The sequence below is a fragment of the Mycobacterium sp. 663a-19 genome (assembly GCF_035616495.1).
Classification (GTDB): domain Bacteria; phylum Actinomycetota; class Actinomycetes; order Mycobacteriales; family Mycobacteriaceae; genus Mycobacterium.
On the sequence record NZ_JAPJAV010000006.1, the window covers coordinates 260,015 to 281,862 of the forward strand.

Consider the following 21,848-nt stretch of genomic DNA (forward strand, 5'->3'; position numbering starts at 1 on the left):
ACGCGGTGGTCATCGGGGCGAGCATCGGCGGCCTGTGCGCCGCGCGGGTGCTCTCGGATTGCTACGACCGGGTGACGCTGTACGAGCGAGACGCGTTGCCGAGCACACCGGCCAACCGCGCGACGGTGCCCCAGGACCGCCACCTGCACATGCTGATGGCCCGCGGCGCCATCGAGTTCGAGGGCCTGTTCCCGGGGCTGCTGGCCGACATGGTGGCCGCGGGCGTGCCGATGCTGGAGAACCGGCCGGACTGCATCTACCTCGGCGCGGCGGGCCATGTCCTCGGGACGGGCCACACCCTGCGCGACGAGTTCACCGCCTACGTGCCCAGCCGGCCGCACCTGGAGTGGCAGCTGCGCAAGCGGGTCGACGGCATCGGCAACGTCGAGATCGTCCGGCGCTCGGTGGCCGAGCCGCGGTTCGACGTTGCCCGGCAGCGGGTGACCGGCGTGCTGCTGGATCCCGTCGGGCCCGACGAGGAGCCGGAGTTCGTGCCCGCCGACCTCGTCGTCGACGCGGCCGGTCGGGGCACCCGGCTGCCGGTGTGGTTGACGCAGTGGGGATTTGCGCGCCCGCCCGAAGAGGTCGTGGACATCGGCATCAACTACGCCAGCCAGCTGTTCCGCATCCCCGACGGGCTGATCCGGGAGAAGGTGGTGGTCGCCGGCGCCTCGCACGACGAGTCGCTGGGGCTGGGCATGCTGTGCTACGAGGACCGGACCTGGGTGCTCACCACGTTCGGGGTGGCCGACGCCAAGCCGCCGCGGACGTTCCCCGAGATGCTCGCGCTCGCCGGCACGCTGCTGCCGGGCCGTTTCACCGGCGCGCTGGCGCGCGCCGAGCCCGTCGGCGAGCCGGCGTATCACGCCTTTCCGGCCAGCCGGTGGCGCCGCTACGACAAGCTGGATCGCTTTCCGGCCGGCATCGTCCCGTTCGGCGATGCCGTCGCCAGCTTCAACCCGACGTTCGGGCAGGGCATGACGATGACGTCGCTGCAGGCCAGTCATCTGCGGCGGGCCCTGCAAGCCCCGGAGGGCGAACTGGCCGCCAACCTCAACCGGGCCACCGCCAAGAGCACCTACCCGGTGTGGATGATGAACGCCGTCGGCGACATCACCTTCCACCACGCCACCACCAAGGGACCGGCCCCGTGGTGGTGGCGCCCGTCGGGCGCGCTGTTCGACCAGTTCCTCGGGGCCGCCGAAACCGAACCCGTTCTCGCCGAATGGTTTTTGCGCCGCTTCTCGCTGCTCGACAGCCTCTACATGGTCCCGCCGCCGCGGATCGTCGGCCGCACCATCGCGCACAACCTGCGGCTGTGGCTGCGCGAGCGCCGGCAGGCCGCGCACGACAGGCGGCGAGCCGTCACAGCCCCACAGTCGCCCTGAACAGCTTGGCCGGCTCTCGGGCCACCAGCCGGATGGGGCCGTCGTCGGCCGCCACCCAGGCGGCCATCCCGCGTTCCAGCGTGAGCGACCCGGACTTGCCGTGCACGGTCGTGCAGCCCTCGCTGCACAGCAGGATCTGCGGTCCCTCGTGGCTGCACGACGCGTCGACCTCGTGACCCAGGTTGTCGCCGTCGAGCACCAGCAGCGCGACGGCGAACTCGTCGGTCGGGGTCTCGTAGATCAGCCCGAGGCCCTCGCGGCGGATCCGCGGCCGCAGCCGCTCCTCGGCGGTGGGCGCGAAGTCCAGCACCCGCAGCAGTTCGGGGACGTCGACGTGTTTGGGGGTCAGCCCGCCGCGTAACACGTTGTCGGAGTTGGCCATTACCTCCACCCCGAAACCGCGCAGATAGGTGTGCAGGTTGCCGGCGGGGACGAAGATCGCCTCGCCCGGGGCCAGGTCGATGCGGTTGAGCAACAGCGACGCCAGCACGCCGGCGTCGCCGGGGTAGCGCTCGCCGAGCTCCAGCACCGTCTTGGCCTCGGCCGCGAATTCCGTTGCGCCGGAGCTGATGTACTGGATGGCGCCCTCGAGCACGGCGGGCACCAGCACGTCGATGTCGGGCTGGGGCGCGGTGATCCAGGTGGTGAACAGCGCGCGCAGCCCGTCGGCGTCGGACTGGTCGTTGAGCAAATCGATGAACGGGTCGAGGTCGGAGACCGCCAACGCCCGCAGCAGCTCGACGGTGCGGGACACGTGACGAAACCCGGCCAGCGCCTCGAACGACTGCAGCGCCACCAACAACTCGGGCTTGTGCGAGGTGTCGCGATAGTTGCGGACCGGCGAGGACACCGGAATCCCCAGCCGTTCCTCGCGCAGGTAGCCCTCGACGGCCTGCTCGGCGCTAGGGTGGGCCTGCAGCGACAGCGGCTCGTCGGCGGCCAGCACCTTCACCAGGAACGGCAGCACGTCGCCGAAGCGGGCGCGCGACCCGGCACCGAGCTGTCCCTCGGGGTCGGCGACCAGCGCCTCCATCAGCGAGATCTCGCCCCGCTCCGTTTCCAGCCAGGCCGGGTCGCCGGGGTGCGCACCGAACCAGAGTTCGGCCTCCGGGTGAGCGGCCGGCACCGGGCGCCGGGTGAATTCGGCGATGGCGGTGCGCGATCCCCAAGCGTACGTTCGTAACGCCCCGCGTAGCAGTTCCACTTCTTTATCTATCCCCGCACCAGTCGCAAGTAAACCGCGGCCATCTCCAGCCGAACGGCCAATACTGCCAGTTGCTGCTCGGCGCGCCCGGCCCCGGTCGGCGCGGGCGGACCGCCGGGCCCCGCCGGGCCGCCCGACGCGTCCGGCAGGTCCGGCACGTCCTCGGCCGCGACCAGGTAGACGTCGTCGAGCCCGGCGACCCGCGCGGCCACCACCGTGCGCTCGTCGGCCAGCGTCAGCGCCAGCACCCGCATCCGGTCGGGCAGCGGCCCGTCGATCTGTTCGTCGTGGAAAAGCGCGTCCACCGAGGACGGGCCCACCCCGGACTCCGGCGTCGCCCGCAGCGCCGCGACCACGTCCCCCAGCCCGGCGGCGGCGACCACCTGGCGGGCGATGCGCACCAGGACCGAACTGCCGTGCCGGGCCAGCGCCAGCGTCGCGGCGCAGTCGCCGGCCAGCGCCACCTGGCGTCGCCAGATGCGCGCGGCCATCGTCTTGGCGGGGTTGGTGAACAGCTCGCGGCCCGCGCTGTTGCGCAGCGCCTCGGCGTCCAGCTCGTCGGCGAGCAGCGCCAGGTCCTGTCCCGAATTCACGCCGGGCCGCGGGTCCACGGTGTGCAGCGCGGCCAGGCCGGCGGCCAGGTACCGGGACAGGCCGAACTCGTCGCGAACCGCCATCCGCGGCTCCAGCACCGCGACCCGCCCGGCCGTGGAGTCGCGCAGCGGACCCTCGTACGGGGCCACCACCACGACCCGCGCGCCGCGGCGCACCCCCGTCGCGGCGGCGCCGACCAGCGCCGGGTCGCCGGGGTCGTCGCCAGCGACGATCAGCACGTCGAGCGGGCCGACCCAGGGCGGCGCGTCGCCGGCCAGCGCGATCGGCGCCGACGCCGCGCCGGCCAGCGTCGCGGCCAGCAGCGTGCCGGCGGTCTCGGCGGTGCCGCGGCCGGGCACCCAGATGATGCTGCGCGGCCGGTCGCCGGTGCGCAGCGAGTCCAGCGCGCCCTCGTCGGCCGCGGCCGCGACGGCGCGCACCTGCGCACCGGCCGACGACGCGGCCCGCAGCAGGCCCTGCCGGTCGGCGGCGAGCAGGCCGTCGGTGTCCTCGAGGTCGATCGCCCGGGTGGCGTTCACGGCGCGGCGCCCTGACCCAGGGTGATCGCGGCGATCTCGGCGCTGATCTGCTGGACCACCGCGTCGACGTCCTCGGTGCTGCGGCCCTCCACGTTGAGCCGCAGCAGCGGCTCGGTGTTGGAGCTGCGCAGGTTGAACCAGCTGCCGTCGCCCAGGTCCACGGTCACCCCGTCCAGGTGGTCGATGGAGTGGATCCGGCTGCCGAACGACTTGAGCACCGCGTCGGTGGCCGAGGCCGCGTCGACGGAGCCTTTCAGGGCGAAGTTGATCTCGCCGGAGGACTCGTAGCGCTGGTAGTCGGCGGTCAGCTCCGACAGCGGCCGGTGCTGCTCGCCGAGCGCCGCCAGCACGTACAGCGCGGCCAGCATCCCGGAGTCGGCGCCGAAGAAGTCGCGGAAGTAGTAGTGCGCTGAGTGCTCGCCGCCGAAGATCGCGCCCGTCTCGGCCATCAGCCCCTTGATGTAGGAGTGCCCGACCCGCGACCGCAGCGGTGTGCCGCCGCGCTCGATGACCAATTCGGGCACCGCGCGCGACGTGATCACGTTGTGGATCACGGTGGCGCCGATCTCGCGGCCGAGCTCGCGGGCGGCCACCAGGCCCGTCACCGTCGACGGCGAGACCGGCATCCCGCGTTCGTCGACCACGAAGCAGCGGTCGGCGTCGCCGTCGAACGCCAGCCCGATGTCGGCGCCGGTGTCGCGCACGTACTTCTGCAGGTCCACCAGGTTCGCCGGGTCGAGCGGATTGGCCTCGTGGTTGGGAAACGAACCGTCGAGCTCGAAGTACAACGGCAGCAACGTGATCGAGTCGATCGCGCCGAGCACGGCCGGCGCGGTGTGCCCGGCCATGCCGTTGCCGGCATCCACGGCCACCCGCAGCGGGCGCAGCCCCGAGGTGTCCACCAGCGAGCGCAGGAACTCGCCGTAGTCGGCGAGCACATCGCGATCGGTGACGCCGCCCACCGGCCCGTCATAGCCTGGGACTCCGGCGATCACGTCGTCGGCGATCTCCCCCAGCCCGGTGTCCGCGCCGACCGGCTTGGCCCCGGCCCGGCACAGCTTGATGCCGTTGTAGGCCGCCGGGTTGTGGCTGGCGGTGAACATCGCGCCCGGGCAATCCAGCAGCCCCGAAGCGAAGTAGAGCTGATCGGTGGACGACAAACCGATGCGCACCACATCGAGGCCCTGGCCGGTGACCCCCGTCGTGAACGCCGCGGCCAGCGGCGGCGAGCTGTCCCGCATGTCGCGGCCGACGACGACCCGCCGCGCGCCCTCGGCGCGCATCAGCCTGGCGAACGCGGCGCCGACGTCGGCGACCAACGCGTCGTCGAGCTCCTCGCCCACCAGCCCGCGTACGTCGTAAGCCTTGATGACACGGTGGACAGCCGCGGCGGGCCGAGACATGCGGAGGCTCCTGACGACTACTTGCTTGGACGGGTCTTCGTGGACTCTTGGGGTCAGCCTATCGGCCCCACAGAGTTATGGGCCCAAACGGTGCACAGGGTTCGCAGCGGTGCTAGTCGGCCGGGTCGGGCAGCACCCGCAGATGCCCGCGGCGGCGTCCGGAGCGATGCTCGGGCGGGGCGAGCAGCCCGCCGCTCGGCGCGGTGGCCTGGGCCCCGGCGGGGTGCATGTCGGCGGAGAAGCCGTTCAGCGGCGTGCCGGTGCCGCCGCGGTGGGCCTGCCCCGCGCCGCCCGGGCCCTCGCGCACCGCGTCGGCCAGCGCCACCAGGTCGTCCTCGTCGGGGTTGGGCAGCGGCCCGGCGTGGCGCACCAGGTCCCAGCCGCGGGGCGCGGTGATCCGGCCGGCATGGCCGACGCACAGGTCCCACGAATGCGGTTCGCGCGCGGTGGCGAGCGGGCCCACCACGGCCGTCGAGTCCGAGTAGACGAACGTCAAGGTCGCCACGGCGTAGTGCGGACACCCGGGCCGGCAACAGCGACGGGGAACGTTCACGACGAAAGGCTATCGTGGACAAACGCCGCCGAAGCGCCGGACACGCGCAACGGTTCGACCCCCGATGTTCAACCGTTACCATCGGGCCGGTGAACAATTCCCGTGGCGATTCGCGCGGTTCGCCGCGAAACGGTCGGGGCCGCTGGGCTTCACACCGGGCCACCCGGCGGGGCCGCGACATGCGCGGGCCGCTGCTGCCGCCGACGGTGCCGGGTTGGCGCAGCCGGGCCGAGCGGTTCGACATGGCGGTGCTGGAGGCATACGAACCGATCGAGCGGCGCTGGCACGAGCGGGTGTCCGAGCTCGACGTGGCCGTCGACGAAATCCCGCGCATCACCGCGAAGGATCCGGAGAGTGTGCAGTGGCCGCCGGAGGTCATCGCCGACGGGCCGATCGCCCTGGCCCGCTTGATACCGGCGGGGGTGGACGTCCGCGGCAACGCCACGAGGGCGCGAATTGTGTTGTTCCGCAAGCCAATCGAGAGACGGGCGAAGGACACCGTCGAACTCGGCGAGTTGTTGCACGAAATCCTGGTGGCTCAGGTGGCCATCTATCTGGACGTGGAACCTTCGGTCATCGACCCGACGATCGACGACGAATGAGCCGGTAGCTCAGATGATGCCGCGCTTGAGGCGGCGGCGCTCGCGCTCGGAAAGACCGCCCCAGATGCCGAAGCGTTCGTCATGCGCCAGGGCGTATTCCAGGCACTCGTGACGAACCTCGCAACCCAGGCAGATCTTCTTGGCCTCGCGGGTGGAACCACCCTTCTCGGGGAAGAAGGCCTCGGGATCGGTTTGCGCGCACAGCGCGCGGTCCTGCCATTGGTCCGGGGTGGGCGGCAGGGGTTCGGGTTCGAATGCGACTGGCGCATCGGGAACCACGGTCAGATGCGGGCGCGCAATTGGCGCCGGCGTCGCACCAATACTGGTGTGCGGTGTGCTTGCCATAACGCCCCGAAGGTGTTCAAAAGACATGCGTCGTCCGCCTCCTCAGGTTGATATTGAGAGAGTGATTTTTTTCCACTGTTCTGATGTACAGACAATTCGAACAAGTGATCGAATCTCGGTCTGCGACACCGGAACCGGCCGGCCAACCGGGAAATGACACTGATGTGATTAGACACGGGTTGACCAGCCGGGTCAAGCACTTTGGCGCATTTCCATACCATCTCGTGATCAAATTTCGGCGTTTCTGTTGTTATCGGCTCTCGGCGTGTCGGTCACAGCCAAGTAAAACCCCCCATTGCGGTCGTTCGAAATGCGCCCCGCTGCCGCCCGTCAGGCGTGCGGCCGGGCCCCCCTCGCCGGCCGGTACTGTCGTGCGGTGTGAAGGTCACCGTGCTGGTCGGCGGGGTCGGCGGCGCCCGGTTCCTGCTCGGGGTCCAGCAGCTGCTCGGGCTGGGTCAGTTCCAGTCGCAAGGGCGCCCGGATGCTCAGGCCCACGAGCTGACTGCCGTCGTCAACGTCGGCGATGACGCGTGGATCCACGGTTTGCGTGTCTGCCCCGATTTGGACACCTGCATGTATACCTTAGGTGGAGGCGTCGATCCAGAACGGGGTTGGGGCCACCGCGACGAAACCTGGCATGCCAAAGAGGAATTGGCGCGTTACGGTGTGCAGCCGGACTGGTTCCAGCTCGGCGACCGCGACCTGGCCACCCACCTGGTGCGCACCCAGATGCTGCAGGCCGGCTACCCGCTGTCGCAGATCACCACGGCGCTGTGCGACCGCTGGCAGCCCGGCGCCCGGCTGCTGCCGGCCACCGACGACCGTTGCGAGACACACGTGGTGATCACCGATCCGGCCGACGACAGCCGTCGGGCCATCCACTTCCAGGAGTGGTGGGTGCGCTACCGGGCGAAGGTGCCCACCCACAGCTTCGCCTTCGTCGGCGCCGAAAAGGCCGGCGCCACAACCGAAGCGGTGGCGGCGATCGGCGAGGCCGACGTCCTCCTGCTGGCGCCGTCCAACCCGGTGGTCAGCGTCGGCGCCATCCTGGCCGTCCCGGGCATCCGCGGCGCGCTGCGGGGAGCCGCCGCCCCGGTGGTCGGCTATTCGCCGATCATCGGTGGAAAGCCGTTGCGCGGCATGGCCGATGCGTGCCTGTCGGTGATCGGGGTCGAATCCACCGCCGAGGCGGTCGGCCGGCACTACGGGGCGCGCAGCGACACCGGGATCCTGGACTGCTGGCTGGTGCACGAGGGCGATCACGCCGACATCGACGGGGTCGCCGTGCGCTCGGTGCCGCTGTTGATGAGCGACCCGAAGGCGACGGCCGAGATGGTCGCCGCGGGGCTGGACCTCGCGGGCGTGGCGGCGTGACCGCGCCCGCCGAGCACGGCAGCGCCGCCGCGATCGAGATCCTGCCCGTCGCGGGGCTTCCGGAGTTCCGGCCCGGGGACGACCTGAGCGCGGCGCTGGCCGCCGCCGCGCCCTGGCTGCGCGACGGCGACGTCGCGGTGGTCACCAGCAAGGTGGTGTCCAAGTGCGAGGGGCGGCTGGTGCCCGCGCCGCGCGACGCCGAGGAGCGCGATCGGCTGCGGCGCAAGCTCGTCGACGACGAGGCGGTCCGGGTGCTGGCCCGCAAGGGCCGGACCCTGATCACCGAGAACCGGCTGGGGCTGGTCCAGGCCGCCGCGGGCGTGGACGGCTCCAACGTCGGCGCCGACGAGCTCGCGCTGCTGCCGGTGGACCCGGATGCCAGCGCCGCCGCGCTGCGCGCCGGCCTGCGCGAGCGGCTCGGCGTCGACGTCGGCGTGGTCATCACCGACACGATGGGCCGCGCCTGGCGCAACGGCCAGATCGACGCGGCCGTCGGCGCGGCGGGTGTGGCTGTGCTGCAAGGCTATTCGGGGGCCGTCGACCGGCACGGCAACGAGCTGGTGGTCACCGAGGTCGCGGTCGCCGACGAGATCGCCGCGGCCGCCGATCTGGTCAAGGGCAAACTGACCGCCACACCGGTGGCCGTGGTGCGCGGGCTCGCCAGGCGGGTGGTCACCGACGACGGCTCGACCGCCCGGCAGCTGCTGCGGCCCGGCGACGAGGACCTGTTCTGGCTCGGCACCGCCGAGGCCCTCGAGCTGGGCCGCCGGCAGGCGCAGCTGTCGCGCAGATCGGTGCGCCGGTTCAGCGCCGAGCCGGTGCCGCCGGAGCTGGTCGAGGCGGCCGTCGCGGAGGCCCTCACCGCGCCGGCCCCGCACCACACCCGGCCGGTGCGGTTCGTATGGCTGCAGACGCCGGCCACCCGGACCCGGCTGCTGGACGCGATGAGGGACAAGTGGCGCGCGGACCTCGCCGGCGACGGCCGGCCCGCGGAGTCGATAGAGCGCCGGGTGGCGCGCGGCCAGATCCTCTACGACGCACCCGAGGTCGTCATGCCGATGCTGGTCCCCGACGGCGCGCACAGCTATCCCGACGCCGCGCGCACCGACGCCGAGCACACCATGTTCACCGTCGCCGTCGGGGCGGCCGTGCAGGCGCTGCTGGTCGGGCTGGCGGTGCGCGGGCTGGGCAGCTGCTGGATCGGCTCGACGATCTTCGCCGCCGACCTGGTCCGCGCCGAGCTGCAGCTGCCGCCCGACTGGGAGCCGTTGGGCGCCATCGCGATCGGCTACCCCGCCGAACCGGCCGGCCTGCGCGAACCGGCCGACGCCGGGGATTTGTTGATCCGCAAGTGAACTGTCAACCCGGAGGTTACGGACTACGCTGCGCATACGTGGCAGCCTTGCAACCAATGACAGCGATTGACCTGCCCATTGATCAGTTCGCAACCTTTGGCCAAAAGTGGCTCGGCGGCTCGAAGTTCTCAAAGAAAGATGGAATGGACTTCGGCATGCTGATAGACGCAGCCGTCGGCCATGCCCTCTCCGTGATGCTCGGGAACATTCCATTGGTGGTGCCCGCCGCGAACCAACTCCAGCCTTCTGAGCCCGACTGTGTGGAAGTGGGTCCCGTGCGAATAGTCGGCGGCGTCCGGCCTCAGAACTTCGATGTGGGCTACCGACCTGACGGAGTGCGGATCGCGTTCGACAGCAAGACCCTGAATGACCACGAAAGCGTTGGGAAGAACTGGCAAAACATGGTCAACGACCTCGCGACAGAGGCAACCACAGTACACAGCAGGTTCCCCAGCGCAGTCGTAGGTTTTATAGTTGCGATTCCTATGCCCTGTCTGGCACCCGGGCCTCGAACGAATGCGATCGTCGGAACTCTGTCCCGGCTGGGTGGCCGACAACTTGTCGACGAGCCGAATCATCGAGCAGAGGCAATGGGCCTAATCTCTTGGGATCCTGCGACGGGTCAGATTGACCCCCACTTGCCTGACCCACAAAGCCCCCTGAGGATCGAGCGGTTCAGTGATGACATGTATCGGTCGTATCACGACCGTTTCCAGGGTCTGCCGCCTCACGCGACGTAAAAGTCGACGCGCCCTGCGCATGGTCACCAACTATGTCAGTACCTCCCCCGATACTTGTCTTCATGAAGACGTTCGCGGGCAAGGCCGCGGTTTCGGCTGACAAGGTTCGCGGCGGTTACTACACCCCCTCTGCGGTGGCCCGTTTCCTTGCAAGGTGGGTTCGCGATTCCGGTTGTCGGATCTTGGAACCGTCCTGTGGCGATGGTCGGATTCTGCGGGAGCTAGCCGCAGTTAGTGGTCAAGTTCATGGCGTGGAACTCGTCGCGCACGAGGCTGCGAAGTCACGCAAGTTCGCCCCAGTTGACACGGACAACCTGTTCACTTGGCTAGCTAAGGCCAAGGCTGCAAGCTGGGACGGCGTCGCGGGAAACCCGCCCTATATTCGCTTCGGCAACTGGGTACCCGAGCAGCGAGATCCAGCTCTAGAACTGATGAGGCGTGAGGGCCTGCGCCCCAGCAGGCTGACCAATGCATGGGTCCCCTTCGTGGTGGCCAGCACAGTTTTAGTGCGGGACGGTGGACGCGTCGGATTGGTGCTTCCTGCCGAATTGCTTCAGGTCACCTATGCCGGACAGTTGCGCGAGTTCCTGCTCAGCCGATTTCGCGAAATCACACTGCTAACGTTCGAGCGACTAGTCTTCGACGGCATCCTGCAAGAAGTTGTTCTGTTCTGTGGTGTCGTCGGCGCGGGCCCGGCGCGCATACGCACAGTCCATCTAACCGATGCCGACAGACTGGCCACTTTGACAGCGGCGGATCTTGAAGTTGAGTCGGCTCCAGCGCTACTGCACGAGAAAGAGAAGTGGACCAAGTATTTTCTGGAAACCGATCAAATCCAGCTGCTGCGAACGCTCAAACAGTCAGATGCAATGAGTCGGCTTGGACACATAGCCGACGTCGACGTTGGGATCGTGACGGGCCGTAACAGCTTCTTTACCTTTACCGATGGGCAAGCTCACGAGCTCGGGTTGACGGCGCATTGTGTCCCGCTCGTCTCGCGCAGTACCCAACTGTCCGGGCTGGTATACGACACCGAGTGTCGCGCACGCGATCTCGCAGGCCAGCACCGAACATGGTTGCTCAACGCGCCCAACGAACCAAGGGATCCTGCTCTTGTCGCACACATAGACGCTGGCGAAGCCGCTGGCGTCCACACCGGTTACAAGTGCTCCATCCGCAAGCCTTGGTGGACCACGCCATCACTGTGGGTTCCTGAGCTATTCATGCTCCGCCAGATTCACCTGGCGCCGCGTCTGACCGTGAACGCCGCCGCGGCAACAAGCACCGATACCGTGCATCGGGTCCGGCTTGCCCCAAATACCGACGCGACTGCTCTTGCCACGGTGTTTCACAACAGCGCTACCTTCGCCTTCGCTGAGGTAATGGGCCGAAGCTACGGAGGCGGCATTTTGGAGCTGGAACCCCGTGAGGCCGAACAACTACCGATTCCCCACCCAGAATGCGCGGATCCAGAACTGTCTGGGAACGTTGATCTCTTGCTGAAGGCAAACGAAATCGAGAAAGCGCTCGAGCTAGTGGACCGCCATGTTCTGATTGACAGACTAGGGTTGTCGCCAAACCTTGTTAACCAATGCCGCGAAGCCTGGGTCACTCTTCGCGATCGTCGAACAAAGCGAGGCTCCCGACGCGCCCTAATCTAAGCCTTGAGCCTCCTGCAATATGAATCTTCGCGACTCGGCGATCGCGATTCTCACCGACTGGCAGGCGCCCGATCCGGCGCAGGACGCGCTGCGGCACGCCGTGCTCGCGTTCGTGCACGGCCGCCCCGACGCCTGCCGTCGCGACTGCGCGGCCGGCCACGTCACCGCGTCGACGTTGGTGCTCGACGACGACGGCACCAACGTCCTGCTGACCTTGCACCGGCGCCTCGGCCGCTGGGTGCAACTCGGCGGGCACTGCGACGAGGACGACCCCGACGTCGTGACCGCGGCGCTGCGCGAGGCCACCGAGGAATCCGGCATCGAGGGCCTGCGCCTCGCGCCAGTGCTGGCCGCGGTGCATGTGCACCCGGTCGTGTGCTCGCTGGGCGTGCCGACGCGGCACCTGGACCTGCAATTCGTGGCGCGCGCGCCGGCCGGCGCGCGGATCGCGATCAGCGACGAGTCGGAGGACCTACGGTGGTGGCCCGTCGACGCCCTGCCCGACGGCACCGACGACGCGCTCGCCTACCTCGTTTCCCGAGCGCTTCGTTAGTGCACGCGAGTCAGACGTCCGAGGAGTAGCGAATCCCGCCGTCGGGAATGGAGATTCCCGGCCATACCCTTGCGCCACGCAGCAATTCGCAGCGCGCGCCGATGTCGGCGCCGTCGCCGATCACGCCGTCGCGGATCAGCGCCCGCGGACCGATGCGCGCACCGAAGCCGATGATCGAGCGCTCGATCACGCTGCCGGCCTCGACCTTGACGCCGTCGAAGATCACGGCGCCGTCCAGCCGCACACCGGGTCCGATCTCGGCGCCGCGCCCCACAACCGTGCCGCCGATCAGCACCGCGCCGGGGGACACCGCCGCGCCGTCGTGCACCAGCTGCTCGCCGCGGTGGCCGTGCAGGGCCGGCGACGGGGCGATGCCGCGCACCAGGTCCGCCGATCCCCGCACGAAGTCCTCCGGCGTGCCCATGTCCCGCCAGTACGTGGCGTCGACGTAGCCGCAGACCTTGACGTCCGGGTCGGCCAGCAGCGCGGGGAATACCTCCCGTTCGACCGAGACCTCGCGGCCGCGCGGAATCCGGTCGATGATGTTGCGCTCGAAGACATAAGTGCCCGCGTTGATCTGGTCGGTCGGCGGGTCCTCCGTCTTCTCGATGAACGCGACGACCCGGTCCTGCTCGTCGGTGGTCACACAGCCGTAGGCCCGCGGGTCGCCCACCCGCACCAGGTGCAGGGTGACGTCGGCGCGGTTGCTCCGGTGCGAATCCAGCAGCTGGCCCAGGTCGGCGCCGGAGAGCACGTCGCCGTTGAACACCATCACGGTGTCGTGCCGCAGCCGGCCGGCGACGTTGGCGATCGCGCCGCCGGTGCCCAGGGGCCGCTCCTCGGTCACGTAGTCGATCTGCAGGCCCAGCTTGGAGCCGTCGCCGAACTCCGCCTCGAACACCGCGGCCTGATACGACGTGCCCAGGATGACGTGCTCGATGCCCGCGGCCGCGATCCGCGACAACAGGTGGGTGAGGAACGGCAGTCCGGCGGTCGGCAGCATCGGCTTGGGCGCCGACAGGGTCAGCGGCCGCAGCCGGGTGCCCTTGCCGCCGACCAGCACCACCGCGTCGATTTGACGGTCCATCAACGGGTTAGCCAACTCAGTGCCGCCCTTCTGCCATCCGCCGTCTGCGGGAACTGCGCACCATCAGCCGGGAGCGAACCGCCAGCGACCCCCGCAGGGTCCAGCGCAGCGGGGCCCGCAACCGACCCGAATACCGGTCGGCCAGGAAAATGTAGGTGCTCTGGTGATGGGCCGCCAGGTGGCTGGCCGGATCGTGGCCGGTGGAGTGGCCCTTGTGGTGCAGGACCTCGGCCGACGGCACGTACACGCTTTGCCAGCCGGCCCTGCCGAGACGGTCGCCGAGGTCGACGTCCTCCATATACATGAAGTAGCGCTCATCGAAGCCACCGACCCGCTCGAACGCCGACCGGCGCACCAGCAGGCACGATCCCGACAGCCAGCCCACCGAGCGCTCGGTGGGCTCGAGCCGCTCCTGGCGGTAGGCGGCCGTCCACGGGTTGCGCTTCCAGACGGGCCCGAGCACGGCGTGCATGCCGCCGCGGATGAGGCTGGGCAGGTGCCGGGCCGACGGATACACCGAGCCGTCCGGGTCCCGGATGAGCGGACCCAGCGCGCCCGCGCGCGGCCAGCGGGTGGCGGCGTCCAGCAGCGCGTCGATGCTGCCGGGTCCCCACTGCACGTCGGGGTTGGCCACGATCACCCAGTCATCGACCCAGGGTTGGCCGACCTCGTCAAGGTGGGCGATGGCCCGGTTCACCGCGGTCCCGTAGCCGAGGTTGGCGCCGGTGTCGAACAGCCGCACGTTCGGATAGCGCTCGACGGCCGCCTGCGGCGTTCCGTCGGTGGAGCCGTTGTCGGCGAGCACGACGCTGACCGGGCGCTCGGTGGCCAGCGACAGCGAGGCCAGGAACCGCTCCAGGTGCGGGCCCGGCGAGTAGGTCACCGTCACGACCGGCAGGACGTCAGTCACGCGTAGAGAGTATCGGTCGATCGGTCGGGGCGTTCCGCCCAGCGGCCGCCAGCGCGGCGACAAGCCCTGCGCGCCAGTGCCTTAACGGCCGCAGGCCCGCCGCCGCCGACTCCCGGCCGGACAGGGCCGAGTAGCTCGGCCGCGGCGCCGGCCGCGGAAATTGCGCGCTGCTGACGGGCCGGACCCGCGCCGGATCGGCCCCGCATTCCTCGAACACCGCGCGGGCTTGCTCGAATCGGGATACCGCGCCCTCGTTGGCGGCGTGCAGGACGGGCCCGGGCACGCGGTCGTCGACGACCTGCAGCAGCGCGGCGGCCAGGTCGCCGACGTAGGTCGGCGAGCCGACCTGGTCGTCGACGACGTCGACGGGGCCGTCCCCGGCGGCCCGCCCGCGCATGGCCGCGACGAAGTCCTTGCCCGTGCCGGTGTAGACCCAGGCGGTGCGCACCACGACCGCCTCCGGCAGCACCGCCAGCGCGGCGCGTTCCCCGGCCAGCTTGCTGCGGGCGTACACCCCCTGCGGCGCGGTGGGATCGCTGGGTTCGTAGGGGCGGAGCGCGTCGGCGGCCGGGGCGGAGTCGCCGCCGAACACGTAGTCGGTCGAGACGTGGATCAGCCGGGCACCGGCGCGGGCGCAGGCACGGGCGATGTTTTCGGGGCCGGCGGCGTTGACCGCATAGGCGGCATCCTCGGCGCTCTCGGCGCCGTCGACGTCGGTGTAGGCCGCGCAATTCAGCACCACGTCGCCCTCGTGCACGATCCGCTCGGCCGCGGCCGGGTCGGTGATGTCCCACTGCGACGAGTTCAGGGCCAGCACGTCACGGCCCTGACCGGCGGCCGCGGCCGCTAACCGGCTGCCGAGCTGCCCGCCGGCCCCGGTGATGACTAGCCTTCCTGACCTGCCCGACATGCTTCGAGTCTGGCACGCGCCGGGCGCGCCGCGGCCGGCTACCCGAGAAGCGGGTGTGTCGCAAGTAACCTAATGTGATGCCTGTGCAACGTGTGGTTCGCGCGCTTGCCACCGCCATGGCCGTCGCCGTCGTCATCGGCACCGGCGTCGCATGGAACAACGTTCGGTCCTTCGAGGACGGCATCTTCCACATGTCCGCCCCCTCGCTGGGCAAGGGCGGCGACGACGGCGCGATCGACATCCTGCTCGTCGGCCTCGACAGCCGCACCGACGCGCACGGCAACCCGCTGTCCCCCGAGGAACTCGAAACGCTGCGCGCCGGCGACGAGGAGGCCACCAACACCGACACCATCATCCTGATCCGGATACCGAACAACGGGAAGTCGGCCACCGCGATCTCGATCCCCCGCGACTCCTACGTCGCCGCCCCCGGGCTGGGCAAGACCAAGATCAACGGCGTCTACGGCCAGACCCGCGAGGCCAAGCGGACCAGCCTCGTCAAGGCCGGCGCTTCCGCCGCCGACGCCGCCGCGCAGGGCACCGAGGCCGGCCGCGAGGCGCTGATCAAGACCGTCGCCGACCTGACCGGGGTCACCGTCGACCACTACGCCGAGATCGGGCTGCTGGGCTTCGCGTTGATCACCGACGCGCTCGGCGGCGTCGACGTCTGCCTCAAAGAGCCCGTGTACGAACCGCTTTCGGGCGCCGACTTTCCGGCCGGCCAGCAGCGGCTGGACGGCCCGCAGGCGCTCAGCTTCGTGCGCCAGCGCCACGAGCTGCCGCGCGGCGACCTGGACCGGGTGGTGCGCCAGCAGGTGGTGATGGCCTCGCTGGCCCACCGGGTCATCTCCGGCAAGACGCTGTCCAGCCCGGCCACGCTGAAGCGGCTGGAGGCCGCCGTGCAGCGCTCGGTGGTGATCTCCTCGGGTTGGGACGTCATGGATTTCGTCCAGCAGATGCAAAAGCTGGCCGGCGGCAACGTCGCCTTCGCCACCATCCCGGTGCTCGACGGCGCCGGCTGGAGCGATGACGGCATGCAGAGCGTGGTGCGGGTGGATCCGCACCAGGTCGCCGACTGGGTGGCCAGCCTGCTGCACGATCAGGCGCAGGGCAAGACCGAGGAACTCGCGTACACGCCCGCCAAGACCACCGCCAGCGTCGTCAACGACACCGACATCAACGGGCTGGCGGCGGCGGTGTCGGATGTGTTGAGCGCCAAGGGCTTTGCCACCGGAGCCGTGGGCAACAACGACGGCGGCCACGTGAAGAGCAGCCAGGTGCGGGCCGCCAAGACCGACGACCTGGGCGCCCAGCAGGTCGCCAAGGAGCTCGGCGGGCTGCCCGTCGTCGCCGATCCCTCGCTGGCGCCGGGATCGGTCAAGGTGGTGCTGGCCAACGACTACACCGGTCCGGGTTCCGGGCTGTCCGGCAGCGGGACCATCATGCCCGCCAAGCTGTCCGACCAGGCCGCCACCGCCGACCCGAACGTCCCGGCGCCCTCGCCGATCCTCACCGCCGGCTCCGACAAGCCGGAGTGCATAAACTGACCGCATAAACTGACCGACCGGTGCCTGAATCAACGCTGTCCGGGCTGATCCTGGACCCGATGTTGCGCGCCGACCCAGTCGGCCCGCGCATCACCTACTACGACGACGCCACCGGCGAACGCATCGAGCTGTCCGCTGTGACGCTGGCGAACTGGGCCGCCAAGACCGGCAACCTGTTGCGCGACGAGCTCGGCGCGGGCCCGGCCAGCCGGGTCGCGATCCTGCTGCCCGCGCACTGGCAGACGGCGGCGGTCCTGTTCGGGGTGTGGTGGATCGGCGCCGAGGCCGTGCTGGGCGGTGACCTTGATGACGCGGCGGACCCGGCCGATGTGGCGCTGTGCACCGTCGAGCGGCTGGACGAGGCCGACGCGGCGGTGCAGCCCGGCGGTGAGGTCGCGGTGCTGTCGCTGGACCCGTTCGGGCGCCCGGCGCCCGACCTGCCGATCGGCGTCACCGACTACGCGACCGCGGTGCGGGTGCACGGCGACCAGATCGTCGCCGAGCGCAATCCCGGGCCCGCCCTGGCCGGCCGCTCCGCCGCGGAGGTCCTGGCCGACTGTGAGAGTTCCGCGGCAGCAAGGGGTTTGACGTCTCAAGATCGCGTGCTGTCCAGCGCGGCGTGGCCCGGGCCCCGGGAGTTGGTCGACGGCCTGCTGGCCATCCTGGCCGTCGGCGGGTCGCTGGTGCAGGTGGCCAATCCCGATCCGGAGGCGCCGCAGCGCAGGATCGAGACCGAGAAGGTCACCAGGGTCTTGTGAGCGGCGCTCCCGCCGGGACATACATATTGATATAGCAATACATAGATGTTAATGTCGTGCGAGCATGGGCTGACGCGGCGACGACAGGAGGATTCGGGCGATGGCGGGGTACGGGCTATTCGCAAAGGCGGCCGGCACGGTGTTCACCGGGCTGGTCGGCGTGACGGCCTACGAGGCGCTGCGCAAGGCCCTGGCCAAGGCGCCGCTGCACGAGACCGCGGTGTCGGCGGCCGAGCTGGGGCTGCGCGGCACCCGCAAGGCGGAGGAGGCCGCGGAGTCGGCCCGGCTGAAGCTCGCCGACGTCATGGCCGAGGCCCGCGAGCGCGTCGGCGAGGAGGCGCCCACCCCGTCGGTCGGCGACGCACACGAGCACGAGCACTGATCGCTTGATACCGTCGAATGACCCTGCCCTGGCGGTGATTTCGGATGCGGCCGGGCGCATGCGGGTGTCGGCCGGGTGGGTCCGCGGCGACTCGCGGCGCGCCGTCGCGGTCGAAGAGGCCGTCGCCAAGCAGAACGGCGTGCGCGCCGTGCACGCCTACCCGCGCACCGGGTCGGTCGTCGTGTGGTACTCGCCCAGGCGATGCGACCGCGCCGCGCTCCTGACGGTGATCGCAGACGCGAAACACGTTGCGGCCCAGCTGATCCCGGCCCGCGCACCGCACTCGTCGGAGATCCGCAATGCCGACGTGCTCCGCATGGTCATCGGCGGCGCGGCGCTGGCCCTGCTCGGCATGCGCCGCTACGTGTTCGCCCGGCCGCCGCTGCTGGGCCCGAGCGGGCGGGTGGTGGCCACCGGCGTCACCGTCTTCACCGGCTATCCGTTCCTGCGCGGCGCGCTGCGCTCGCTGCGCTCCGGTCGGGCCGGCACCGACGCGCTGGTCTCCGCGGCGACCGTGGCGAGCCTGATCCTGCGCGAGAACGTGGTCGCGCTGACCGTGCTGTGGCTGCTCAACATCGGTGAGTACCTTCAGGATCTGACCCTGCGCCGGACCCGGCGGGCCATCTCCGATTTGCTCCGCGGCAGCCAGGACACGGCGTGGATCCGGCTCGTCGACGGCCCGCAGCGGGGCACCGAGATCCAGGTGCCGATCGACAGCGTCGAGATCGGCGACGAGGTGGTGGTCCACGACCACGTCGCGATACCGGTGGACGGCGAGGTGGTCGACGGCGAGGCGGTCGTCGACCAGTCCGCGATCACCGGCGAGACGCTGCCGGTCAGCGTCCTGGTGGGCTCGCGCGTGCACGCCGGGTCGGTGGTGGTGCGCGGGCGCGTCGTGGTCCGCGCGCAGGCCGTCGGCAACCAAACCACCATCGGCCGCATCATCGCCCGGGTCGAGGAGGCCCAGCACGACCGGGCGCCCATCCAGACGGTCGGCGAAACCTTCTCGCGCCGTTTCGTTCCCACCTCGTTCATCGTTTCGGCGATCACCCTGGCCATCACCGGCGACGTCCGCCGCGCGATGACGATGCTGCTGGTCGCGTGCCCCTGCGCGGTCGGCCTGGCCACCCCCACCGCCATCAGCGCCGCGATCGGCAACGGGGCGCGCCGCGGCATCCTCATCAAGGGCGGATCCCACCTGGAGCAGGCCGGCCGGGTGGACGCGATCGTGTTCGACAAGACCGGGACGCTGACGGTCGGGCGTCCCATTGTCACCAATATCGTTGCCATGCACAAGGATTGGGTTCCCGAGCAGGTGCTGGCGTACGCGGCCAGCTCGGAGATCCACTCGCGCCACCCGCTGGCCGAGGCGGTGATCCGCTCGACCGAGGAGCGCCACATCACCATCCCGCCGCACGAGGAGTGCGAGGTGCTGGTGGGCCTGGGCATGCGGACCTGGGCCGACGGCCGAACCCTGCTGCTGGGCAGCCCGGGGCTGCTGCGGGCCGAGAAGGTGCGGGTGTCGAAGAAGGCGTCGGAGTGGGTGGACAGGCTGCGGCGCCAGGCGGAGACCCCGCTGCTGCTGGCGGTGGACGGCACGCTGGTGGGGCTGATCAGCCTGCGCGACGAGGTGCGGCCCGAGGCGGTCGAGGTGCTGAAGGAGTTGCGGGCCAACGGGATTCGCCGCATCGTCATGCTCACCGGGGATCACCCCGACATCGCCCAGGTGGTCGCGGGCGAGCTGGGGATCGACGAGTGGCGCGCCGAGGTGATGCCGGAGGACAAGCTCGAGGTGGTGCGCGAACTGCAGGACGCGGGCTACGTCGTCGGCATGGTCGGCGACGGCATCAACGACGCGCCGGCGCTGGCGGCCGCCGACATCGGGATCGCCATGGGACTGGCCGGCACCGACGTCGCCGTCGAAACCGCCGACGTGGCCCTGGCCAACGACGACCTGCATCGCCTGCTCGACGTGCGCGACCTGGGCTCGCGGGCGGTCGACGTGATCCGCGAGAACTATGGCATGTCCATCGCCGTCAACGCCGCCGGGCTGGTCATCGGCGCGGGCGGCGCGCTCTCCCCGGTGCTGGCCGCGATCCTGCACAACGCGTCGTCGGTCGCGGTGGTGGCCAACAGCTCCCGGCTGATCCGCTACCGCCTGGACTGAGCCTGCCGAGCAGACGCAAAGGCACCCGAAATCGGCTCGAATTGGGTGCTTTTGCGTCTGCTCGGCAATCCTTCAGCAGCCGCAGTCGCGGCCACGCCAGGACTGCACGCCCTGCCACACCGCGATGCCGGCAATGGCGAGCCCGACCGCGGGGTCGAACCACCAGTTGCTCGACGAAAGCGCCGTGATCACAAGGCCGATCAGCACGCCGCCGGCCTGGGCGGCACACAGGTAGTTCTGGGTGCCCTCCCCCTCGGTGGCCCCGGAGTGCAGCCGCGCGCCCAGCCTGTGGTTGGCCCAGCCCAGGACTGGCATCAGCAAGAAGCCGACGGCGGTCAGCGCGATGCCGATCACCGAAGCCTGGGCGTGATGCCCGTCGGTGAGATCGCGAACGGACTCGGCGGCGACGTAGGGGGCGGTCAGCCAGAACGACACCGCCACCCCGCGCTGGGCGCGGCGCTCGGCCGTCTCGGACAGGGTGCGCGTGCCGCTGAACCGCCAAATGACCACCGCGCTGGCCAACGCCTCTGCACCACCGCCGAGCGCCCACCCCGTCAGCGCGATGGATCCGACCAACAGGCCCTGCCACAACCCGACGCCGCCCTCGACGAGCACCACCACCAGGCCGACCCACGCCAGCCGCCGCGCCCACCGGGCGCTCGCCTGCCACCCGGCATCCGGGAAGACCGGCGCCGGGCGCGCCAATTCGGCGATCGAGGTCGTGGTCTCCATTCCGCGATGCTAAGGCGCCGACGGGCTCGGGCGCGGGACGACGAACCGGCCGGAGACCGTATCGTTATTCTGGCTAACCAGCCACGCACGGACCACGGGAGGACCACGGGATGGCGCGCACCGACAACGACACCTGGGACCTGGCGACCAGCGTGGGCGCCACGGCCACCATGGTCGCGTCGGGACGGGCCCGGGCCACCCGGGCCGCGCTGATCGACGATCGGTTCGCCGAACCGCTGGTGCGCGCCGTGGGCATCGACTTCTTCACCCGGTGGGCCGTCGGCGAACTCGACTCTGCGGACGTCGACGTTCCCGGCGCCCCGTGGGGCATGCAGCGCATGACCGACATGATGGCCGCCCGCACGCCCTACATCGACGCGTTCTTCGCCGAGTCGGGCGCCCGGGAAGACCCGGCCATCCGCCAGGTCGTCATCCTGGCTTCGGGTCTGGACGCGCGGGCGTACCGGCTGCCGTGGGCGTCCGGCACCACGGTGTTCGAGGTCGACCAGCCCGACGTCATCGCGTTCAAGACCGCCACCATCGCCGGGCTCGGCGCCGAGCCCACCGCCGAGCTGCGAAACGTGTCGATCGACTTGCGCCACGACTGGCCGGCGGCGCTGCGGCGCGCCGGGTTCGACACCGCCCGGCCCGCCGCCTGGGCCGCCGAGGGCCTGCTCGGCTTCCTGCCGGGCGCGGCGCAGGACCGGCTGCTGGATCAGATCACCGAACTCAGCGCCGACGGCAGCCGGCTGGTGGCCGAGGTGTTCTGGAACACGGGGGTCAGCGGGGACGCGTTGAACGCCGCGTGCGAGAAGTGGCGGGAGAACGGCCTCGACATCGCGCTTGGCGACCTGGGCTTCCCCGGCGAACGCAACGACGTCGCCACCTATCTGGCCGGGCGCGGCTGGGATCCGGTGCGCACGACGCTGAATCAGTTGCTGGCCGACAACGGGCTACCGTTGCAGTCCACCGACGAGGGTGCGCCCTTTTCCAAGAACTACTACTGCACCGCGGTGCTGCACAAGCCTTAAGGAGCGGTACGCA

Annotated in this window: 20 protein-coding genes and 1 pseudogene; 12 read left to right on the forward strand and 9 right to left on the reverse strand. The window is 70.3% G+C overall.

All coding sequences use genetic code 11. The annotated features are described in order from the left end of the window. The first annotated feature begins 5 nt into the window (after nucleotides 1-5). Nucleotides 6-1,388 carry an oxidoreductase gene (locus tag OQ968_RS13340; RefSeq protein ID WP_324678647.1) on the forward strand — a complete coding sequence of 461 codons (1,383 nt, stop codon included), beginning with the start codon at nucleotides 6-8 and terminating at the stop codon, nucleotides 1,386-1,388. On the opposite strand, the gene manA is transcribed toward OQ968_RS13340, so the two are convergent. The 4 genes from manA to OQ968_RS13360 all read right to left on the reverse strand — a co-directional run bounded on the left by manA (nucleotide 1,366) and on the right by OQ968_RS13360 (nucleotide 5,681). Beyond that, a complete protein-coding gene (gene manA / locus OQ968_RS13345; RefSeq protein ID WP_324678482.1) occupies nucleotides 1,366-2,592 on the reverse strand; it encodes a mannose-6-phosphate isomerase, class I in 1,227 nt (408 codons plus the stop codon). The genes OQ968_RS13340 and manA overlap by 23 nt on opposite strands. Nucleotides 2,593-2,600: 8 nt before the next feature. Next, on the reverse strand, nucleotides 2,601-3,725 hold the full coding sequence (locus tag OQ968_RS13350; protein WP_324678484.1) for a TobH protein: 1,125 nt from the start codon (nucleotides 3,723-3,725) through the stop codon (nucleotides 2,601-2,603). After that, nucleotides 3,722-5,128 carry a phosphomannomutase/phosphoglucomutase gene (locus tag OQ968_RS13355; RefSeq protein WP_324678486.1) on the reverse strand — a complete coding sequence of 469 codons (1,407 nt, stop codon included), beginning with the start codon at nucleotides 5,126-5,128 and terminating at the stop codon, nucleotides 3,722-3,724. The genes OQ968_RS13350 and OQ968_RS13355 overlap by 4 nt, the downstream gene beginning before the upstream one ends. Before the next feature lie 112 nt (nucleotides 5,129-5,240). Beyond that, on the reverse strand, nucleotides 5,241-5,681 hold the full coding sequence (locus tag OQ968_RS13360; RefSeq protein ID WP_324678488.1) for a DUF3499 domain-containing protein: 441 nt from the start codon (nucleotides 5,679-5,681) through the stop codon (nucleotides 5,241-5,243). 179 nt (nucleotides 5,682-5,860) lie between these two features. Between OQ968_RS13360 and OQ968_RS13365 the strand changes: the two genes are divergently transcribed. After that, on the forward strand, nucleotides 5,861-6,283 hold the full coding sequence (locus tag OQ968_RS13365; RefSeq protein WP_324678649.1) for a metallopeptidase family protein: 423 nt from the start codon (nucleotides 5,861-5,863) through the stop codon (nucleotides 6,281-6,283). Nucleotides 6,284-6,292: 9 nt separating this feature from the next. Here the strand turns inward: OQ968_RS13365 and OQ968_RS13370 are convergent, their stop codons facing one another. After that, the gene (locus OQ968_RS13370; protein WP_324678651.1) at nucleotides 6,293-6,628 is read right to left on the reverse strand and encodes a WhiB family transcriptional regulator; all 336 of its coding nucleotides are present in this window, start codon (nucleotides 6,626-6,628) and stop codon (nucleotides 6,293-6,295) included. Between the two features lie 378 nt (nucleotides 6,629-7,006). On the opposite strand from OQ968_RS13370, the gene cofD reads away from it, so the two are divergent. From cofD to OQ968_RS13395, 5 genes and pseudogenes are all read left to right on the forward strand, one after another. Continuing rightward, complete coding sequence (gene cofD, locus OQ968_RS13375; protein ID WP_324678490.1) at nucleotides 7,007-8,002, forward strand: 2-phospho-L-lactate transferase; 996 nt, start codon at nucleotides 7,007-7,009, stop codon at nucleotides 8,000-8,002. After that, nucleotides 7,999-9,357, forward strand: coding sequence for a coenzyme F420-0:L-glutamate ligase (locus OQ968_RS13380; protein ID WP_324678492.1), 1,359 nt, complete (start codon nucleotides 7,999-8,001; stop codon nucleotides 9,355-9,357). The genes cofD and OQ968_RS13380 overlap by 4 nt, the downstream gene beginning before the upstream one ends. A 56-nt stretch (nucleotides 9,358-9,413) precedes the next feature. Further along, nucleotides 9,414-10,097, forward strand: coding sequence for a hypothetical protein (locus OQ968_RS13385; RefSeq protein WP_324678494.1), 684 nt, complete (start codon nucleotides 9,414-9,416; stop codon nucleotides 10,095-10,097). Nucleotides 10,098-10,116: 19 nt separating this feature from the next. Then, nucleotides 10,117-11,758: pseudogene (locus OQ968_RS13390) on the forward strand (Eco57I restriction-modification methylase domain-containing protein). Nucleotides 11,759-11,777: 19 nt separating this feature from the next. Continuing rightward, nucleotides 11,778-12,311: an NUDIX hydrolase gene (locus tag OQ968_RS13395; RefSeq protein WP_324678497.1), complete on the forward strand. Its 534-nt coding sequence runs from the start codon at nucleotides 11,778-11,780 to the stop codon at nucleotides 12,309-12,311. A gap of 10 nt (nucleotides 12,312-12,321) precedes the next feature. On the opposite strand, the gene OQ968_RS13400 is transcribed toward OQ968_RS13395, so the two are convergent. Genes OQ968_RS13400 through rfbD form a run of 3 tightly spaced genes read right to left on the reverse strand, consistent with a single transcriptional unit; the run spans nucleotide 12,322 to nucleotide 15,218 of the window. Then, complete coding sequence (locus OQ968_RS13400) at nucleotides 12,322-13,398, reverse strand: sugar phosphate nucleotidyltransferase (RefSeq protein WP_420715904.1); 1,077 nt, start codon at nucleotides 13,396-13,398, stop codon at nucleotides 12,322-12,324. A gap of 16 nt (nucleotides 13,399-13,414) precedes the next feature. Further along, nucleotides 13,415-14,308, reverse strand: coding sequence for a glycosyltransferase family 2 protein (locus tag OQ968_RS13405; RefSeq protein WP_324678502.1), 894 nt, complete (start codon nucleotides 14,306-14,308; stop codon nucleotides 13,415-13,417). Beyond that, the gene (rfbD, locus tag OQ968_RS13410) at nucleotides 14,301-15,218 is read right to left on the reverse strand and encodes a dTDP-4-dehydrorhamnose reductase (protein ID WP_324678504.1); all 918 of its coding nucleotides are present in this window, start codon (nucleotides 15,216-15,218) and stop codon (nucleotides 14,301-14,303) included. Before rfbD ends, OQ968_RS13405 begins: the two co-directional genes overlap by 8 nt. 77 nt (nucleotides 15,219-15,295) lie before the next feature. On the opposite strand from rfbD, the gene OQ968_RS13415 reads away from it, so the two are divergent. The 4 genes from OQ968_RS13415 to ctpC all read left to right on the forward strand — a co-directional run bounded on the left by OQ968_RS13415 (nucleotide 15,296) and on the right by ctpC (nucleotide 20,072). Next, complete coding sequence (locus tag OQ968_RS13415; RefSeq protein ID WP_324678506.1) at nucleotides 15,296-16,765, forward strand: LCP family protein; 1,470 nt, start codon at nucleotides 15,296-15,298, stop codon at nucleotides 16,763-16,765. Between the two features lie 59 nt (nucleotides 16,766-16,824). After that, entirely contained in the window at nucleotides 16,825-17,523 is a 699-nt protein-coding gene (locus OQ968_RS13420) for a TIGR03089 family protein (protein WP_324678652.1), read from the forward strand. A gap of 100 nt (nucleotides 17,524-17,623) precedes the next feature. Then, on the forward strand, nucleotides 17,624-17,905 hold the full coding sequence (locus OQ968_RS13425; RefSeq protein WP_324678508.1) for a DUF1490 family protein: 282 nt from the start codon (nucleotides 17,624-17,626) through the stop codon (nucleotides 17,903-17,905). A gap of 58 nt (nucleotides 17,906-17,963) precedes the next feature. Next, a complete protein-coding gene (gene ctpC / locus OQ968_RS13430) occupies nucleotides 17,964-20,072 on the forward strand; it encodes a manganese-exporting P-type ATPase CtpC (protein WP_324678655.1) in 2,109 nt (702 codons plus the stop codon). A 72-nt stretch (nucleotides 20,073-20,144) separates the two neighbouring features. Here the strand turns inward: ctpC and OQ968_RS13435 are convergent, their stop codons facing one another. Further along, nucleotides 20,145-20,804 carry a cation transporter gene (locus OQ968_RS13435; protein ID WP_324678510.1) on the reverse strand — a complete coding sequence of 220 codons (660 nt, stop codon included), beginning with the start codon at nucleotides 20,802-20,804 and terminating at the stop codon, nucleotides 20,145-20,147. A gap of 110 nt (nucleotides 20,805-20,914) precedes the next feature. Here OQ968_RS13435 and OQ968_RS13440 point away from each other — a divergent pair, with 110 nt between their 5' ends. Beyond that, a complete protein-coding gene (locus tag OQ968_RS13440; protein ID WP_324678512.1) occupies nucleotides 20,915-21,835 on the forward strand; it encodes a class I SAM-dependent methyltransferase in 921 nt (306 codons plus the stop codon). Nucleotides 21,836-21,848: the final 13 nt, after the last annotated feature.

What these genes read in the sequence shown, in the direction of transcription:
- OQ968_RS13395 (WP_324678497.1), top strand. Translation starts at nt 11,778, where the DNA reads ATGAATCTTCGCGACTCGGCGATCGCGATTCTCACCGACTGGCAGGCG.
- OQ968_RS13415 (WP_324678506.1), top strand. Translation starts at nt 15,296, where the DNA reads ATGCCTGTGCAACGTGTGGTTCGCGCGCTTGCCACCGCCATGGCCGTC.
- OQ968_RS13370 (WP_324678651.1), bottom strand. Translation starts at nt 6,628, where the DNA reads ATGGCAAGCACACCGCACACCAGTATTGGTGCGACGCCGGCGCCAATT.
- OQ968_RS13440 (WP_324678512.1), top strand. Translation starts at nt 20,915, where the DNA reads ATGGCGCGCACCGACAACGACACCTGGGACCTGGCGACCAGCGTGGGC.
- OQ968_RS13435 (WP_324678510.1), bottom strand. Translation starts at nt 20,804, where the DNA reads ATGGAGACCACGACCTCGATCGCCGAATTGGCGCGCCCGGCGCCGGTC.
- OQ968_RS13355 (WP_324678486.1), bottom strand. Translation starts at nt 5,128, where the DNA reads ATGTCTCGGCCCGCCGCGGCTGTCCACCGTGTCATCAAGGCTTACGAC.
- OQ968_RS13400 (WP_420715904.1), bottom strand. Translation starts at nt 13,398, where the DNA reads ATGGACCGTCAAATCGACGCGGTGGTGCTGGTCGGCGGCAAGGGCACC.
- rfbD (WP_324678504.1), bottom strand. Translation starts at nt 15,218, where the DNA reads ATGTCGGGCAGGTCAGGAAGGCTAGTCATCACCGGGGCCGGCGGGCAG.
- OQ968_RS13385 (WP_324678494.1), top strand. Translation starts at nt 9,414, where the DNA reads ATGACAGCGATTGACCTGCCCATTGATCAGTTCGCAACCTTTGGCCAA.
- ctpC (WP_324678655.1), top strand. Translation starts at nt 17,964, where the DNA reads ATGCGGGTGTCGGCCGGGTGGGTCCGCGGCGACTCGCGGCGCGCCGTC.
- OQ968_RS13420 (WP_324678652.1), top strand. Translation starts at nt 16,825, where the DNA reads ATGTTGCGCGCCGACCCAGTCGGCCCGCGCATCACCTACTACGACGAC.
- OQ968_RS13425 (WP_324678508.1), top strand. Translation starts at nt 17,624, where the DNA reads ATGGCGGGGTACGGGCTATTCGCAAAGGCGGCCGGCACGGTGTTCACC.
- OQ968_RS13365 (WP_324678649.1), top strand. Translation starts at nt 5,861, where the DNA reads ATGCGCGGGCCGCTGCTGCCGCCGACGGTGCCGGGTTGGCGCAGCCGG.